Source organism: Streptococcus penaeicida (assembly GCF_002887775.1).
GTDB lineage: Bacteria > Bacillota > Bacilli > Lactobacillales > Streptococcaceae > Streptococcus > Streptococcus penaeicida.
The window spans coordinates 1-202 of record NZ_LOCM01000117.1; the positions used below are offsets into that span (position 1 = coordinate 1).

The 202-nt window shown below is 38.1% G+C and carries 1 rRNA gene; it reads right to left on the reverse strand.

Annotated elements, in window-relative coordinates:
- Positions 1 to 90, reverse strand: a 5S ribosomal RNA gene (gene rrf, locus AT575_RS10515); the annotation flags it as partial.
- Positions 91 to 202 lie beyond the last annotated feature (112 nt).

Consider the following 202-nt stretch of genomic DNA (forward strand, 5'->3'; position numbering starts at 1 on the left):
GGGGCAACCCCCAACTACTTCAGGCGTTCTAGGGCTTAACTACTGTGTTCGGCATGGGTACAGGTGTATCTCCTAGCTATCGTCACTTAACTTTTTAGTCCACTCAAAATTGAATAACTATATCTTAACAAGAAGTCTACCTCTATGTCAATAAACTTTTCTATTATCAAAATTGTACTCGGACTAAAAAGCTAGTCAATTA